This window comes from Pseudomonas sp. RIT411, from assembly GCF_003057735.2.
In the GTDB taxonomy this organism is placed as follows: Bacteria; Pseudomonadota; Gammaproteobacteria; order Pseudomonadales; family Pseudomonadaceae; genus Chryseomonas; species Chryseomonas oryzihabitans.
Window position 1 is genome coordinate 493,881 of record NZ_QBIZ02000002.1, and the last position, 13,372, is coordinate 507,252.

General features: G+C 66.3%; 14 protein-coding genes. 6 read left to right on the top strand and 8 right to left on the bottom strand.

Going from position 1 to position 13,372, the window contains the following annotated elements; all coding sequences use genetic code 11:
- Window positions 1-36 precede the first annotated feature (36 nt).
- Window positions 37-1,080, bottom strand: coding sequence for an NAD-dependent epimerase/dehydratase family protein (locus tag DBY63_RS05010; RefSeq protein WP_108581407.1), 1,044 nt, complete (start codon window positions 1,078-1,080; stop codon window positions 37-39).
- 162 nt (window positions 1,081-1,242) lie between these two features.
- Between DBY63_RS05010 and DBY63_RS05015 the strand changes: the two genes are divergently transcribed.
- Window positions 1,243-2,634, top strand: a complete 1,392-nt coding sequence (locus DBY63_RS05015; RefSeq protein WP_256594352.1) for a CoA transferase — start codon at window positions 1,243-1,245, stop codon at window positions 2,632-2,634.
- A 39-nt stretch (window positions 2,635-2,673) separates the two neighbouring features.
- On the opposite strand, the gene yghU is transcribed toward DBY63_RS05015, so the two are convergent.
- The 3 genes from yghU to DBY63_RS05030 all read right to left on the bottom strand — a co-directional run bounded on the left by yghU (window position 2,674) and on the right by DBY63_RS05030 (window position 5,756).
- Window positions 2,674-3,507, bottom strand: a complete 834-nt coding sequence (gene yghU / locus DBY63_RS05020) for a glutathione-dependent disulfide-bond oxidoreductase (protein ID WP_108581409.1) — start codon at window positions 3,505-3,507, stop codon at window positions 2,674-2,676.
- Between the two features lie 185 nt (window positions 3,508-3,692).
- Complete coding sequence (locus DBY63_RS05025) at window positions 3,693-4,595, bottom strand: AraC family transcriptional regulator (RefSeq protein WP_027596884.1); 903 nt, start codon at window positions 4,593-4,595, stop codon at window positions 3,693-3,695.
- Window positions 4,596-4,661: 66 nt separating this feature from the next.
- Window positions 4,662-5,756: a GNAT family N-acetyltransferase/peptidase C39 family protein gene (locus DBY63_RS05030; protein ID WP_042135720.1), complete on the bottom strand. Its 1,095-nt coding sequence runs from the start codon at window positions 5,754-5,756 to the stop codon at window positions 4,662-4,664.
- A gap of 139 nt (window positions 5,757-5,895) precedes the next feature.
- On the opposite strand from DBY63_RS05030, the gene DBY63_RS05035 reads away from it, so the two are divergent.
- Window positions 5,896-7,389, top strand: coding sequence for a RimK family protein (locus DBY63_RS05035; protein ID WP_027596882.1), 1,494 nt, complete (start codon window positions 5,896-5,898; stop codon window positions 7,387-7,389).
- Between the two features lie 57 nt (window positions 7,390-7,446).
- Here the strand turns inward: DBY63_RS05035 and DBY63_RS05040 are convergent, their stop codons facing one another.
- A complete protein-coding gene (locus DBY63_RS05040) occupies window positions 7,447-7,644 on the bottom strand; it encodes an SEC-C metal-binding domain-containing protein (RefSeq protein WP_007159125.1) in 198 nt (65 codons plus the stop codon).
- A gap of 1 nt (window position 7,645) precedes the next feature.
- Entirely contained in the window at window positions 7,646-8,128 is a 483-nt protein-coding gene (locus DBY63_RS05045; protein WP_027596881.1) for an LEA type 2 family protein, read from the bottom strand.
- 169 nt (window positions 8,129-8,297) lie between these two features.
- Between DBY63_RS05045 and DBY63_RS05050 the strand changes: the two genes are divergently transcribed.
- Window positions 8,298-8,864 carry a hypothetical protein gene (locus tag DBY63_RS05050; protein ID WP_108581410.1) on the top strand — a complete coding sequence of 189 codons (567 nt, stop codon included), beginning with the start codon at window positions 8,298-8,300 and terminating at the stop codon, window positions 8,862-8,864.
- A 12-nt stretch (window positions 8,865-8,876) separates the two neighbouring features.
- On the opposite strand, the gene DBY63_RS05055 is transcribed toward DBY63_RS05050, so the two are convergent.
- Window positions 8,877-9,350, bottom strand: a complete 474-nt coding sequence (locus DBY63_RS05055; protein WP_108581411.1) for a YchJ family protein — start codon at window positions 9,348-9,350, stop codon at window positions 8,877-8,879.
- A 1-nt stretch (window position 9,351) separates the two neighbouring features.
- Window positions 9,352-9,849, bottom strand: a complete 498-nt coding sequence (locus tag DBY63_RS05060; RefSeq protein ID WP_027602728.1) for a DUF6231 family protein — start codon at window positions 9,847-9,849, stop codon at window positions 9,352-9,354.
- Window positions 9,850-9,985: 136 nt separating this feature from the next.
- Between DBY63_RS05060 and DBY63_RS05065 the strand changes: the two genes are divergently transcribed.
- From DBY63_RS05065 to dinG, 3 genes are all read left to right on the top strand, one after another.
- Window positions 9,986-10,645, top strand: coding sequence for an OmpA family protein (locus DBY63_RS05065; protein WP_007159120.1), 660 nt, complete (start codon window positions 9,986-9,988; stop codon window positions 10,643-10,645).
- A gap of 90 nt (window positions 10,646-10,735) precedes the next feature.
- Window positions 10,736-10,996 carry a DUF1145 domain-containing protein gene (locus DBY63_RS05070; RefSeq protein ID WP_007159119.1) on the top strand — a complete coding sequence of 87 codons (261 nt, stop codon included), beginning with the start codon at window positions 10,736-10,738 and terminating at the stop codon, window positions 10,994-10,996.
- Between the two features lie 135 nt (window positions 10,997-11,131).
- On the top strand, window positions 11,132-13,276 hold the full coding sequence (gene dinG, locus DBY63_RS05075; protein WP_027602729.1) for an ATP-dependent DNA helicase DinG: 2,145 nt from the start codon (window positions 11,132-11,134) through the stop codon (window positions 13,274-13,276).
- Window positions 13,277-13,372 lie beyond the last annotated feature (96 nt).

Here is a 13,372-nt window from a genome sequence, read left to right on the forward strand (position 1 = left end):
GGGCGTTTTCCCGCACCCGGGACGAAGCGGGATGCCTCAGGGAATCAGTCGCCGCCGACGCATGTCCTCCAGGTGCGCGAGCAGGACTTCGTCCGATCTCAGGACCATCTGCCCGAAGCCGGCCTGCCGCGCCTTGGTCACATCGAAGATGGCGTCCTTCTCGACATGGAAGATGAAGTCGCCGAAGGCCCCGGGCGCGATCCGCTCGGGATCGGCCTCGGCCAGTCCTTCCCCTTGCGCCAGCGCCTGCCAGACCGGCTTCAGCGCGGTCAGGCGCTGGGCCAGGGAGATGGGTTGCGGCTCACCGACGTCCTGCCCGAACCAGTCGGCCAGCTGCGGCCAGACGTGACTCCAGCGAAAGACATCGCCGTTGGTGAGGTTGAAGGCGCCATCGCGCTCCTCTTCGGCGGCCCAGACCGCGGCTTCGCCCAGCAGCGGCGCGGCGGTGACGTTGACCAAGGCGCCGCGATAGGCCTGCTCGGTTCCGGGGAATTGCATGGCGGTACCGGTCGCCTTGCACAGCGCGCCATAGAGACCGATCAGGTTGCCGAGGTTCATGGCCGAGCCCAGCGAGTGGCCGATAACGATGTCGGGGCGCAGGGCGGTCCACCGGATGCCGTCGGCCTCCAGGCTGCGCACGAAGTCTTCATGGCGGAAATAGAGGTTGGGTGGGAAGTGGCGGCTGTCATCCTCACGGGCTGGAGTCTTGTACACCCCCAGGTGGGCGCCATAGATCTTGCCGCCCTGGACGAAGGTGATGCGGGCCAGAGGCGCGCCAGCGCTACGCACCGCGGCGACCAGGTTCTCCAGCATGGCGGCGTTTTCGTCCGCCTCGACCCCCGGGTCGGGGTTGGGCTTGAGGGCGCTGTAGAAGAGATGGGTCACGCCGGCGAGATCGGCCTTGGCCGCGGCCAGGCTGGCCGGGTCCAGCAGGTCGGCGGTCAGGTGCGGAAAGCGACTAGGTGCCTGTCGCGAGCGGCCGACGGTGGTGATGGACCAGCCGGCGTTGGTGAAGGCTTCCAGCACGGCCTGGCCGATGATGCCGCTGGCGCCGGCGATGAGTAGCTGTCGTTCGGTCATGGGGTCTCCCGATAGCGTAGGTGGGCTGATGAAGGGGAGACCCAGGCAGAGGGCGATTTGTCCCCGTGTCGGGCTGGACGGTAGACGGACGAACGCCGGTGTCCTGCTCGCGCAAGCAGGGCTACTGTGAGAGCACTGCCTGCTGCCGCGGAGGACCGCGCCTTGACCCACCCGTCCCGTATGCCTGCCGTCTTTCAATCCCTGCTCGGCGAACTCGTCACCGCCCTGGATCTGTCTGCCGCCCAGGCGGCAAACCTGCAGGTCCGGGGCAACGATAGCCTGGCCTCCTGCTTTCCGGTCAGCGACCTCGCCACGGCGGCGATCGGGGTCGCCGGCCTGGCCGCCGCCGACCTGCTGGCCGAAGGAGCCCCCGGATTGCCGGTGCAGGTGGACCGGCACCTGGCCGGGGCCTGGTTCAAGACATCCCTGCGTCCCCTGGGCTGGGAATTGCCCGCCGTCTGGGACCCGATCACCGGCGACTACCGTACCCGCGACGGCTGGCTACGGTTGCACGCCAATGCGCCCCATCACCGGGAGCGCGCCCTGGCCGTGCTGGGCTGCGCCAATAGCCATGACGCCGTGGCTCAGGCCATGGCGGGCGGGTCGGGCGAAGACCTGGAGACGGCCATCGTCGCGGCGGGCGGCTGCGCGGCGAAGCTGCGCACCCAGGCGAAGTGGCAGGCGCATCCCCAGGGGCAGGCCGTTGGCGCCGAACCGCTGATCGCCCAGGAATGGACAGTCGCGGATATCGCCAGCAATTGGCGGCCCGATCCACAGCGTCCGTTGCAGGGCATCCGCGTCCTCGACCTGACCCGCATCCTCGCCGGGCCGATCGCCACCCGCCTGCTGGCCGGGCTGGGCGCCGAGGTGCTGCGGATCGATCCGCCCGACTGGGACGAACCGGCCCAGGCACCCGAGGTGACCCTGGGCAAGCGCTGCGCGCGACTGGACCTCAGGCGCCCCGCCGATCGCCAGCGATTCGAGGCGCTGCTGACCTCGGCAGACATCCTGGTCCACGGCTATCGCGCCGATGCGCTGGAGCGACTGGGCTACGGCGTCGCTGCACGTCGCGCGCTGAATTCCGGGCTGATCGATATTTCGCTCTGCGCCTATGGCTGGAGCGGTCCCTGGGCGCTCCGTCGGGGCTACGACAGCCTGGTGCAGATGTCCTGCGGTATCGCCGCGGCCGGGCGCGACTGGCAGGGCGGTGAGCAGCCGGTGCCCTTGCCGGTGCAGGCGCTCGACCACGCTACCGGCTACCTCATGGCGGCCGCCGCCCTTCGCGGGCTGGCGCTGCGTCAGCGGGAGCGGCAAGCTATGACGGCGCGACTGTCCCTTGCCCGTACCGCCGTACTACTGACCGAGCGACCGGGCGCGAGTGGTGGTCCGGCGTATGGAGGGCCGGAGGAGGGCGACTATAGCGAGACGCAAGAGCCGACCGCCTGGGGTCCGGCGCTGCGCTTGCGGGCGCCGCTGAGGATCGGCGAGGTCGAGTTGCAGTGGCAACGCCCCGCGACACGACTCGGCTCCGCGACCGCGGACTGGAGTCGCTAGCGGCGGCGGAGACATGCCGCCGCCGTCCGCTCTGCCGGATCAGGTGAAATCGCTGGCCGAATGCCGCTCGGCCAGTTGCTCGCCCGGCTCACCCCAGGTGCGATTGACACGCCGACCGCGCTGCACCGCCGGCCGGGCGGCGATGGCCTGGGCCCAGCGCTGCACGTGGCTGTAGTCCTGCACGGAGAGGAATTCCGCGGCGTTGTACAACTGCCCCAGCACCAGGTTGCCGTACCAGCTCCAGATGGCGATGTCGGCGATGCCGTACTCCTCGCCGGCCACATAGCTGCGCTCGGCCAGCAGGCGATCGAGCACATCGAGTTGGCGCTTGGCTTCCATGGCATAGCGGTTGATGGGGTATTCGAGCTTTTCCGGCGCATAGGCATAGAAATGCCCGAAGCCGCCACCCAGGAAGGGCGCCGAGCCCATCTGCCAGAACAGCCAGTTCAGCGTCTCGGTGCGACCAGCGTGATCCTTCGGGATGAAGGCGCCAAAGCTGTCGGCGAGATAGAGCAGGATGGCACCGGACTCGAAGACGCGCAGCGGCTCGGCGCCGCGGCGATCCACCAGGGCCGGGATCTTGGAGTTGGGGTTGATCTCGACGAAGCCGCTGGAAAATTGCTCGCCTTCGCTGATGCGGATCAGCCAGGCGTCGTATTCGGCGTCGGCGTGACCGGCCGCCAGCAGCTCTTCCAGCAGGATGGTCACCTTCATGCCGTTGGGCGTGCCCAGGGAATACAGCTGGAAGGGATGCTCGCCGACCGGCAGTTCCTTGTCGTGGGTCGGGCCGGCGATGGGGCGGTTGATGCTGGCGAAGTTGCCGCCGGAGGTGGTGGGGGTCCAGACGCGTGGGGGGGTATAGGATTCGGTCATGGTGGCACTGGCCTCAGTCGGCAAGGGTTGGTAGTTCGATCATAACCGAACTTTGCGTCCGGTCTGTTCAATGGCTCGCAAGCTGGCGATAAACCCTGTGTCGCATTCACACGACAGCAGGGCTCAAGGGCGGCTGCTGATCACAGACCCGCTCGACGCCGCAGGACCGAGACGCGACAGGCCGTTCAGGCGTTCTGCTCGGTCAGCCGCTGTACCGTCAGGGTGCGGTACTGGCGTGGGGTCATGCCCTTGAGCTGGTGGAAGCGTCGATTGAAGTTGGAGATGTTGTTGAAGCCGGCTTCGAAGCAGATGTCGGTGACCGGCATGCTGCTGTGGGAGAGCATCTCGCAGGCCTTGCTGATGCGCAGGCTGTTGACGAATTCGACGAAGGTGCGACCGGTGGCCTGGCGGAAGAAGCGCGAGAAATAGGTCGGCGTCATGCCCAGATGCTCGGCCACTTCTTCCTGGGTGAAATCACGCTGGTAGTGATCGAAGATGAAATTCAGCGCCCGGTTGGTGCGATCCACCGCCTGTTCGCTGGCCGTGGCCGGCTCGACGCTGCCGGACAGCAGCTGGTAGCGCTCCGAGGTGGCCAGTGCCTCCATCAGTACCAGGAAATGACCGAGACGGGTGGCGCCGCCGCTCTCGGAGATCTGTTGCAGCAAGGCCTCGGCGCGAGCGATCAGCTGCGGATCCTGGAATTCGATGCCGTAGCGGGCGCGTTCCAGCAGCGGCGCCAGGCCGCTGAGTTCGGGAAACACCGCCGTGGCGTTGTCCACCGTCTCGTTGGTGAAGTTGACGAGCATGTCGCGCTTGGCCACCACCTCGCCCTCGGCGACGCGGCTGATCCAGTTGTGCGGCAGATGCGGCCCGGTAAGGAACAGGCTGCCCGGATAGAAGTTGCCGATGTAGTCGCCGATGAAGGCGGTCCCCGAACTGGCCACGATCAGGTGCAGCTCGTATTCCTTGTGGAAATGCCAGCGCACCAGCGGGCAGGGAAAACCATGCTCCCGGTAGATCACCGAGTGACCGCTCAGGTCCTCCATCAATTCGTAGGAGGGATTGCGCTTGCGCAAGGACTGACTCATGGACCGCCCCGTCGTTCTTGTTGGCCTTGATCCTGGCCCTGTTCGACGCCCAGTACAACCCCGGGTTCAGCCGGTGCGCAGGATCACCGCCGCGCGCAGCTTGCCGCGGCCGAAGCGACTCATCTTGTCGAACTCGGCGTGGGACACGGGGATGTGCTGGCAATCCAGTTCGCGGCGATGCTGGCTGTGATCGACATCGGGATCGTGCAGGTAGACGAAGTCCTCGTCGCAGTCGGTGACCAGCACCCAGTGCGGCCCCTTGGCCTTGGTCAGGCGGAAGGAGCTGATCAGCACCAGCGGAAAGGCGCCCTGGTTGACCCAGTGGGCAATGTCCAGGCGCGTCCGGTAGAGGCGCTCGATGGGCGATTGCTTGACCTCGGCGCTGAAGTCCTCGTGCACCAGGCGCATCACCTCCTTCTTTTCCTCGCTGCGTACGCCGTCGAGAAACAGGGGCCCCCGGGTATTGACCTGCAACGTGACCTTGAAGCCCCTGCGCAGCGCGGCCAGGGCCAGGCCGTGGGGGCCGCAGCCGCCATGGCCCGCGGTCATGTAGATGGTGGTGGCCTCGCGCCACAGCCGCAGTTCCTCGCGCCGTTCCAGCGGACGACCGGGCTGCAGGGCGCCCATGGCCATCAGCAGGCTGGCCGGACCGCAGGTGAAATCGGTGGTCTGGCGATAGAAGGGCACCGGGCGGGCCTGGCCTTCGCGTGGCTGGCGGATACGCTTCTCGAAGCGCAGCGCCTGGCTATGGTCTTCGTAGTAGTCCTCCACCGTGGCGAAGGGCAGATAGCCGTTGCGCTCGTAAAGGGCGATGGCGGCGGCGTTGTCCGGCCGGACCTCCAGGCGCAGGTAGGCGCAATCGCGCTCCACCGCCTCGGCTTCGGCAGCCTCCAGCAGGCGCTGGCCCAGGCGATGGCCGCGGGCCTCGGGATCGACGGCGATGGAATAGAGCCGCGCCAGCGAGGTGTTCTGGTGGAACAGCACCAGGGCGTAGCCGGCCACCTGGCGGTCATTTTCCGCCAGGATCAGGACCGCGTTCGCACGGGTGAGCATGTAGTGGAAATTGCGCCGGGAAAGGCGGTCATAGCTGAAGCAGCGGGCTTCCAGATCGACCAGCGCCGCCAGATCGTCCAGCCCGGCGGGCCTGAGCATGAAACTCATCGCGAAGGATTCTCCTGGAGCAGAGCGGGCAGCCTGGCATGGTTAAGCAACGGTTAATAGCACCCGCGTTACAACAGTTGGAGTGGTCCGGCGGCATCCGGGTTTCCGCCGGGACCACGCCCCGCAACCAGGAGGTCCAGTGAGCAAGCTGTATATCGTCGTGGAACGCAAGGAAGACTGGTCGTCCTACTATCCCAGCGAAGACGTCATCACCGCCCAGGAATACCTGGAGCAATCCAACGAACAGGACAATGGCAAACGCGTGCAGGTGATCAACCTGTGCCGCAGCCAGAAGTACCTCGGCCACGGCTACTACTGCTCGCTGCTCGCCGAAGCCCGCGGGCACAAGGTCATCCCTTCGGTGCGCACCATCAGCGAACTGGCGCGCAAGTCCCTCTACGGCCTGGCGCTGGAGGACCTGGACAAGCTGCTGACCAAGGCGCTGGCCGGTCATCCCTATGGCAGCGCCGATGGCTTCACCCTCACGCTCTACTTCGGCAACACCGACATCGCCCCCCTGCAGGACCTGGCGCGCCAGGTGTTCGAGGCCTTTCCCTGCCCGCTGCTGCTGGTGGAATTCCGCCGCGACCGCGCCGGCTGGCACATCGGCGGCCTCAAGCTGGGCAGCATCCACAAGCTGCACGAGCAGCAGGAAGACCTCTTCGCCAACGCCCTCGACGGCTTCAGTCGCCGCGTCTGGCTCAAGCCGGGGCGCCGTGAGAAGTACCGCTTCGACCTGGCCATCCTGCACGACCCCAAGGAAGCCTTTCCGCCCTCCGATGCCAAGGCACTGAAGAACTTTGTGCGCGTCGGCAAGCACCTGGGGCTGGACGTGGAGCTGATCGAAAAGAAGGATTACGCGCGGCTGGGCGAATTCGATGCCCTGTTCATCCGCGAGACCACCGCCATCGACCACCACACCTATCGCTTCGCCAAGAAGGCCGAAAGCGAAGGCCTGGTCGTGATGGACGATCCACGCTCCATCCTGAGATGCACCAACAAGGTCTATCTCGCCGACCTGCTGCGTGCCCACAAGCTGGACATGCCGGCGACCGAGATCCTCTACAAGGACAATCCCGGCCAGCTCGAAGGCCTCGGCGAGCGCCTGGGCTTTCCGCTGGTGCTGAAGATTCCCGATGGCTCCTTTTCCCGTGGCGTCATCAAGGTCGAGGACGCCGCGCAGCTGCGCAAGGCCAGCGCCGAGTTGTTCGAGCGTTCGGTACTGCTGCTGGCCCAGGAATTCTTCTATACGGAATACGACTGGCGCATCGGCGTGCTCAACCAGGAGCCGATCTTTGCCTGCCAGTACTTCATGTCCAAGGGGCACTGGCAGATCTATGACCACAGCGCCAGCGCCACCGAGGTCAGTGGCGATTTCCGCACCCTGGCGGTGCAGGACGCGCCCCATGCGGTGGTCGAGCTGGCGGTACGCACCGCCAACCTGATCGGCGATGGTCTCTATGGCGTGGATCTGAAACAGGCGGGCGACAAGTTGGCGGTGATCGAGGTCAACGACAACCCCAACATCGATTGCGGGGTCGAGGACCTGGTGCTCAAGGACGATCTCTACGCCCTGGTGCTGGAGGAATTCATCCGGCGGCTGGAGTCGCAGCGCGGCGGACAGCCCTGGTAACGCGCCAGGGTCGCGGAGCGGGTGAGGGCAGGGCCTCACCCGTCGCTCAAAGCGCGATCAGGCGCCGTGGCACTTCTTGAATTTCTTCTCGCTGCCGCACGGGCAGGGATCGTTGCGACCCACTTCCTTCAGCGGATTGCGCACCGGCTCCTGGGCCGGGCCATGGTTGCAGTGCGGGCCGTGCACATGGTGGGCATGGCCGTGATCGTGGTCATGGTCGTGATTGCAATCGGGACCGTGGACGTGTTGGTTCATCTCATAACTCCGGGATGTAGGCGCCAGGCACGAACTGCCCCTGGCGAGAAAAATGGACACTGCGCCCGAACAGCCAGCCGGTCTTCACCCGACCGCGCAGCCGATAGTTGATCGGCTGGTTGGGGTCTTCCAGCATGCGACCGACGTCCTTCACGTAGCGCCACAGATTGGTCTGCACCGGCACCGAGAAGCTGCGCTGACCATTGGCCGGCACCGACGAATGCAGGTTGGCGGTCCCCTGGGACAGCAGCAGATCGTTCAGGTAGACGGTATAGGCCAGGCTGCGCACGGGCAGGGCGCTGTCGTTGGGATTCTGGACGCGGAAGTGCAGCACGAAGTCCTGGCTCCACAGCCGGGCGCGGATCAGCTCCACGCCGGTCAGTTCGACCTGGGGCTCCTCATAGTTGCGCCCGATGTAGGTACAACCGCCAAGGCTGCTCAGCAAGACGCCGAGCAGGGTGATGAACAAGGCCTGGCGAAGCATGCGGCACTCCCGTTTTCTGCGCAGTTTAACAAGCACCGATTGCTGCACAAGTCGGGGCCGCTTCGGCACAGGCTAACAAAAAAACGCCTGGGCCAGGCGACCATGCGGACTGGACCCCTCCGGCGCGACGTTGCATCCTGCAGCTCTTGCCGTGACCGAGGAGGTCGTCATGTCCGCCGTGCTCTATGAAATCGCCTTCCAGGGCGAGCTGGTCGCTGGCGCCGATGCGCAGCAGACCCGACAGAATCTGATGCGTCTGTTTCAGGCGGATGAACAGCGCATCGCCGTGCTCTTTTCCGGTCGTCGCATGATCATCAAGAATCGCCTCGACGCCGCCACCGCCGAGCGCTATCGCGCCACCCTGGCCCAGGCCGGGGCACGGGTCGAGGTGGCGCCCATGGCCGAGACGGTCGAGCCGGCTGCCGCACCCGTCGAGCCGCGGGAACCGACCCCGGCCACCACGGCGACCGCCACGCCACCGTCCGCGGAGCGCGGATCCCTGTCGGTTGCACCGCGCGATGCCGTGATGGCGGCCTTCGTCGATGTCCAGGCACCGGATTTCGGCCTGGCACCGGTGGGCGCCGATCTCCAGGACGAGGCCGCACCGGTGGCGCCGCCGCGGGTCGATCTGTCGCACCTGAGTCTGGCGCCGGTGGGCAGCGACCTGGGCCCGGCCTCCGAGCCGCTACCCGTGGCGGTCCCGGATACCGATCACCTGACGCTGGTCAGGGAGTGAGCACGGCCGGCGTTACAGGAAGCCGGCGCAGCACTTCTTGAACTTGGCGCCGCTGCCGCACAGGCAGGCGTCGTTGCGACCCGGCAGCGGGCGTACGGTCGGATCGAGAAAGTACCAGCGCCCCTCGCGCTGGACGAAGCCCGAGCGCTCTTCATGGCGATGGGCGCCGCGGCCATCCTCCCAGCGCGCCACGAAGCTGACCCGCGCATGGTCAGGATCGCCCGGCTCGGGGCGATGCTCCAGCACCTGCAACCCCTGCCAGCGACTGCCCAGACTCCAGGCCGTCAGGGCTTCCCTGTCCAGCTGCTCCTGCTGCGCAGGCACCGTGGTGGCCACTAGATAGTCGATCAGCCCCAGCACATAGGCGCTGTAGCGCGAGCGCATCAGGCGTTCGGCATCGGGCGCCGGGGTGCCGGCATGAAAGACGCCGCAACAGTCGCCGAGCGGACGTTCCGAGCCACAGGGGCAGGGGGCCATGGGTTGCATCTCACCACCAGTACTTGCCGAAATTCTGCGGGTTGGCCCAGAACTTGGCATTGAGCCAGTCCGGGACCTGTTTGTAGTCGTGCAGATCATAGCTGAACAGGGTGACCACCTGGCCATCGCGGGCGAAGCGCTCGCTGGCCTGCAGGGCCAGGGCGTAGAAATCCGTCAGCTGCCATTCGCTGGCGGCCAGGTCCACCAGCACCGCCAGGCGCGAGGTGTTGAAGTTGCGCAAGCCGCCGAGCAACTCGCGCCCCTGGCGCAGCGGCAGATGTTCCAGGCAGTCGGCGACGATCACCAGATCGTAGCGTTCGGCCAGTAGGCTGGGATCATCCAGAGGCACCGTCGCTTGCACCAGCTGGCAGTGCGGATGGGCCTCGGCATAGGCCGCGAGCGCCGGCAGCGGTTCGCGCGCCACACAGAGCAGGCGCCTGGGCTGATGATGCTCGAGCAGGCTTGCCAGAGCCTGTTGCGGGGTACGGGACGAGAATATGTTTGCCATTAAGGGAACCCTAATCAAATCGCGATTGACTAAGCAACCAGCGTTGTCAAGATGTGTACGCCACCATTAGTCTGACAGCGCCATAAAACGAAAGACGAGCACAACTCGCGGTACCTGGTCTATAGGAGACCCCTTCATGAGCAAGAGCATCGCAAGGACAGCTTTACCCCTCATCCTGGCAAGCACCGTGCTGGCTGGTTGTGCGGGCGGCGTACAGAAATCCGATTGGCCGGTCTGCGCTGCGGTCGGCGCGCTGGTCGGCGGTGCGGCCGGCGCTACCCAGAGCGGTAACGTCGCCGGCATGGCGGCCCTGGGCATAGGTACCACCGCCGGCGCCTATTGCTGGGTGCATGGCAAGGGCAACGAACAGGTCGCCCGCATGGAGCCCGCGCCGGCCCCGGCTCCGGCGCCCGCACCGGCTCCCGCACCGGCCCCGCTGCCGAAGCAGGAAGTGATCACCGCCCGTGATCTGCACTTCGCCTTCGACTCCGCCGCCATCGATGCTCAAGACCGGGCTCAGCTGGACGGTATCGCCGGTCGTCTGCGTGGCGAAGCCGCCAGCACCCGTCTGTCGATCACCGGCCACACCGACAGCAAGGGTACCGACGCCTACAACCAGCGTCTGTCCGAGCGTCGCGCCAAGTCGGTCAGCAACTACCTGATCCAGGCCGGTGTGCCGGCAGCCAGCATCGTCTCCGTGAAAGGCATGGGCGAGCGTCAGCCGATCGCCACCAACGAGACCGCTGAAGGCCGCGCCACCAACCGCCGCGTCGAAATCCAGATCGACCGCGAGTGATGCATCGGCGGCGGACCCCGGTCCGCCGCCTTTACTTTTTCCGGCTCCAGGCGTTATGGTCCGATCCATCTCGTCCTCCTGCTGGAATCCATGAAAACCCTGTCCCTTACCGGCAAAGTTCTTCTCCTGCTGTTCTGGCTCGCCGCAGCCGCCGCCATCGCTCTGCCTCTCGCTCGTCCTTTCCCCCAATTGCTCGCCCTGGTAGCCCTGGCCCTGCTGCTCCTGCACCTGGGTGAAGTCTTCGCCAGTCGTCGTGCCCTGCGCCTGCGTCGCCATCCCTGGCTCGACCGCCTGAGCCTGCTGATCTTTGGCGCCTTTCATCGGCTGCCGCCGCAGCTGCCGGTGGCCTGAGCGGCCTGCGACCTCAACGTCGGGCGCATCCTGACGACAGGCGCGTTATCATAGCGCCCAAGATCCATTACTGTAGATGCATACAGCGCTCGTCCGCCGGACGTGGCGCTGCTTCGCCATCGCCCGGAACCAGGCATGCTCAGCACCGAACTCAAGACCCAGATCCAGGGCGCCTATACGCGTTTCCTCGAAGCCAAGTCGCTCAAGCCACGCTATGGCCAGCGGCTGATGATCGCGGAGACCGCCAAGGGCCTGGGTGCCATCGCCCAGGACGAGGAGGGGCATCGCGAAGGCGAGCCCGCCGTGGTGGCGGTGGAGGCGGGCACCGGGACCGGCAAGACCGTGGCCTATGCCCTGGCGGCCATTCCCGCGGCCAAGGCGGCCGGCAAGCGCCTGGTGATCGCCACGGCGACGGTGGCGCTGCAGGAGCAGATCGTGCACAAGGATCTGCCGGACATCCTGCGCAACAGCGGCCTGTCCTTCAGCTTTGCCTTGGCCAAGGGGCGGGGTCGCTACCTGTGCCTGTCCAAGCTGGACATGCTGCTTCAGGAGGGCCAGGCGCAGAACGCCACGGCCCAGCTGTTCGCCGAGGATGGCTTCAAGATCGATGTGGACGAGGCGTCCAACGAACTGTTCGGCAAGATGATCGAGCGCCTGGCCGGCAATCGCTGGGACGGCGATCGCGACAGCTGGCCGGAAGCCATCGAGGACGTCCAGTGGTCGCGCATCACCACCGACCACAGCCAGTGCACCAATCGCCATTGCCCGAATTTCCAGCAGTGCGCCTTCTACCGGGCCCGCGAAGGCATGACCAAGGTCGATGTCATCGTCACCAACCATGACCTGGTGCTGGCCGACCTGGCCCTGGGCGGCGGCGCCATCCTGCCCGATCCGCGCGACACCCTCTATGTGTTCGACGAAGGCCACCACCTGCCGGACAAGGCCATCGGCCACTTCGCCCATTTCACCCGGCTGAGATCCACCGCCGAGTGGCTGGAGCAGATCGCCAAGAACCTCACCAAGCTCCTTGCCCAGCACCCTCTGCCGGGCGATCTCGGCCGGCTGGTGGAGCAGGTGCCGGAACTGGCGCGGGAGATCCGCACCCAGCAGCAATTCATGTTCACCGCCTGCGAGGCGCTGGCGGATTTCCGCGCGGGTGAGGACATGGAAGGCCGCGAGCGGCCGCGGCACAGATTCGTCGGCGGGGTGATCCCCGAAGACCTGCGGGAAATGGGTATCGAGCTCAAGAAAGGCTTCGCCAAGCTCACCGACCTCTTCACCCGCCTGACCGAGATGCTCAAGCAGGCCATGGACGGCGAATCCAGCATCGGCCTGGCCAGCTACCAGGCCGAGGAGTGGTATCCGCTGTTCGGCAGTCTGCTGGCGCGTTCCCAGGGCAATTGGGAGTTGTGGACGGCCTTTACCTGCGAGGATCCGGAAGACAGCCCGCCCATGGCGCGCTGGATGACCCTCGCCGAAACGGGTTCGCTGTACGACATCGAGGTCAACGCCAGCCCCATCCTCGCCGCGGAGATGCTGCGCCGCCACCTGTGGAACGTCGCCTATGGCGCCCTGGTGACCTCGGCGACCCTGACCGCCCTGGGCACCTTCGACCGCTTTCGCATGAGATCCGGGCTGCCGCGGTCGGCAGCCACCGCGGTGGTGCCCAGTCCGTTCCGCCATGCCGAGGCCGGGGTGCTGCGGGTGCCGGATCTCAAGGCCGATCCGCGCAACGCCGCCGAGCACACCGCGGCCATCGTTCGCGAATTGCCGGCCATGCTCGACGGCGCGCGTGGCGCCCTGGTGCTGTTTTCTTCGCGGCGGCAGATGCAGGACGTCTTCGATGGCCTGGAGCGCGACTGGCGCAAGCGGGTGCTGATCCAGGGCAACCTGTCCAAGCAGGAGACCCTGAACAAGCACAGGAAGCGCGTCGACGACGGCGAGGCCAGCGTACTGTTCGGCCTGGCCAGCTTTGCCGAGGGGGTCGACCTGCCCGGCGCCTATTGCGAGCACGTGGTCATCGCCAAGATTCCCTTCGCCGTGCCCGACGATCCGGTGGAAGCCGCCCTCGCCGAGTGGATCGAGGCGCGCGGTGGCAATCCCTTTATGGAAATCGCCGTGCCCGACGCCTCGCTGCGCCTGATCCAGGCCTGCGGCCGGCTGCTGCGCACCGAGCAGGACAGCGGCACCATCTCGCTGCTGGATCGCCGCCTGGTGACCCAGCGCTACGGCAAGGCCATCCTCAATGCGCTACCGCCGTTCCGGCGGGAGATCCAGTAATTCGTGGCCATGGCGGTCCGCCGATGCGGCCGCTCCTACAGGTAACCCTAACCGTAGGAGCGGCCCATGGCCGCGATCCTATCCAAACTCCCTGTC